This window comes from uncultured Campylobacter sp. (assembly GCF_937949835.1).
Lineage (GTDB): Bacteria > Campylobacterota > Campylobacteria > Campylobacterales > Campylobacteraceae > Campylobacter_B.
In genome coordinates this window covers 1-2,571 of the sequence record NZ_CALEDC010000060.1, presented here as the reverse complement: position 1 = coordinate 2,571, position 2,571 = coordinate 1, and the positions used below count along the sequence as shown (strand labels likewise).

Genomic DNA, 2,571 nt, shown 5'->3' with positions numbered 1-2,571 from the left:
TGAGCCTGCTAGCAAAGGTTGCGCTGCAAATCTAGCTGCGAGCGGCAATGACACCGCTAAATCGCAGAATTCCGCCGCTAGGCAAAATTTTATTTCGCAGAATTCTGCAGAGGCGTCAAATTCCGTCGTAGCATCAAATTGTGATGAGGCGCGGAATTCCGCCGCTATGTCGCAAAAAATTTTGCTTGAATACATCAGCGCCAATCCTACAGGCCCGCTTCATATCGGGCACGTGCGCGGCGCCGTTTACGGCGATACGTTTGCGCGCATCGGAGGCTATCTGGGGCACCGCGTCGATACCGAGTACTACATCAACGACGCGGGCAATCAGATCGAGCTTTTGGGCACTTCGATCGCGCTTCGTGCGCGCGAGCTCGCGGGCGAGGACGTGAGCTACCCCGAGAAATACTACCGCGGCGAGTATATCGACGAGATCATCCCTCTTGCGCGCGCCCAATTCGGCGATGAAATTTTCCGCGACGAATCGCGCGTTTTGATCCTTGCGGAGTTTGCTAAGGATGAAGTGCTAAAGATCATCCAAAAAGATCTCGCAGACGCGGGCATCCATATCCAAAACTGGGCTAGCGAAAAGAGCCTCTACGGCGAGCTTGAGCCTACGATTAGGAAGCTTGAGCGCAGCGGCAAGATGTATGAGGCGGAGGGCAAAATTTGGATCCGCTCATCGCAGCTCGGCGACGAAAAAGATCGCGTCGTCATCCGCGAGGATGCGCGCCCGACCTATCTTGCGGGCGACATCGTCTATCACAACAACAAATTTGAGCGCGGATATGAGCGCTGCATCAACATCTGGGGAGCCGATCATCACGGCTACATCGCGCGCCTAAAGGCCGCCGTGCATTTTCTGGGCTATGACGAAAGCAGGCTCGAGATCATCCTAATGCAGATGGTAAATTTGCTCAAAGACGGGCAGACCTACAAGATGAGCAAGCGCGCGGGCAACGCGATTTTGATGAGTGACGTGCTCGCCGCGATCGGCAGGGACGCGATGCGATTTATCTTCATCAGCAAAAAGGGCGAGACGCCGCTTGAGTTCGACGTGGACGAGCTCGCGCGCGAGGACAGCAGCAATCCGATCTTTTACATCAACTACGCCCACGCGCGGGTCAATCAAATTTTTACCAAAGCGGGCAAGCGCGAGGCGGACGTCTTGGGCGCGGACTTTGGCACGCTGGATGAAGCGGGGCTCGGCCTAGCTTTTGCGGCGCTTGGCTTGAATGAAATTTTAAACGACGCTTTTAACTCTCGCGGCTTGCAGAAGCTGCCCGATTTCCTAAAGGCGCTCGCGGCGGACTTTCACAAATACTACAACGAAAACCGCGTCGTAGGCAGCGAGAACGAGGATGCGAAGCTCAAGCTGTTCGCGCTCGTAGCGCTTAGTATCCGCACGGCGTTTGCCCTGATGGGCCTAAACGCGAAAGAAAAAATGTAGCCGCACAGGCTACATTCGCGCCGATAGCCTAAATCTCACGAACGAAATTTTATGATTTAAAATACAAAGCGAAATTTTGCGGCGGGATTTCTGCCGCAAAATTTTATGTTTTGCTTTTTACTTCCCGCTTTGCCGCAAAATTTTGCGGCGGAATTTGGGATGAAATTTTATCGCGAAATTTGACTTAAAATTCTATCGCTATGAAATTTTAAAGCTAGTTCTAAATTTACAGCTCGTAAAATTTCGATTTTAAAAATTTTACGAGCTGTTTTACGGTATCGCCACTGCGCTGTTCGTAAAATTTAAATTCGGCTGCAAATTTACTGCTTGCGGAATTTCGAAATTTTAAAATTTTGCAGCGTGGAAGTTCGAAGTAAAATTTTAAAACAAGGCTTGAGGTACTAAAATTTTTGTGCAGATTAAATTTCATGCGACGAAATTAATTCGTAAAATTCTCCTTGGCGGAATTCGCCTGCAAGAGAGTACTCCTTAAGCTCCGCGGCGCATCGCCGCAAAAAGGATAGATATGAGAAAGATCATCGACATAACGGCGCTTTCTATCGCCGTTTGCGTCTTGGTTATGGTGCTTTTTTTGCCGTCGCCCGTTTTATCGTTTAAGTGCTACCGCGGCGATGGCGTAAGCTGCGCGCAGCTGGGGCGCGACAAGCTCTCCCACGGAGATTACGACGGCGCCAAGCCCGCTTTTGCCAAGGCTTGCGAGGCGGGTGAGAAAGATAGCTGCTTTGATCTGGGAGCTCTATACGACGGCGAGGGCAATGCGACGCAAGCGGGCGTATTTTATGCCGCAGCGTGCGATAAAAACGTCGCCGTAGCCTGCCACAAGCTAGGCAACCTGTATCAAAGGGGGCGCCTGAGTAGGGACTTCGTTGCCGCCGCGCAGCGCTACGCTAGGGCCTGCGATTTAGGCTATGCCAAAAGCTGCCACAATGCGGGCGTGGTCTATTTCACGGGCGGTTTCGGGCTTGCGGCGGATCAGGCCTCGCACATGGCGGACGTGTTCGCTGTCACGGCGACACGCACGAACACCAACGTCGAGATGATTGGTGAAACGATGAAATACGCCGCGCCTGTTGCGCGCGCATTCGGCGCATCGATGGAGG

3 protein-coding genes are annotated in these 2,571 nt (G+C 52.4%); 2 read left to right on the top strand and 1 reads right to left on the bottom strand.

What is annotated here, in order from left to right; all coding sequences use genetic code 11:
- The coding region (gene argS / locus Q0256_RS01335) for an arginine--tRNA ligase (RefSeq protein WP_297959319.1) at window positions 1-1,450 on the top strand (1,450 nt) is incomplete at its 5' end.
- Window positions 1,451-1,676: 226 nt separating this feature from the next.
- Here argS and Q0256_RS01330 read toward each other — a convergent pair.
- A complete protein-coding gene (locus tag Q0256_RS01330) occupies window positions 1,677-1,880 on the bottom strand; it encodes a hypothetical protein (protein ID WP_297959318.1) in 204 nt (67 codons plus the stop codon).
- Between the two features lie 96 nt (window positions 1,881-1,976).
- On the opposite strand from Q0256_RS01330, the gene Q0256_RS01325 reads away from it, so the two are divergent.
- A partial coding sequence (locus Q0256_RS01325; protein ID WP_297959316.1) for a phage tail tape measure protein occupies window positions 1,977-2,571 on the top strand: 595 nt, incomplete at its 3' end.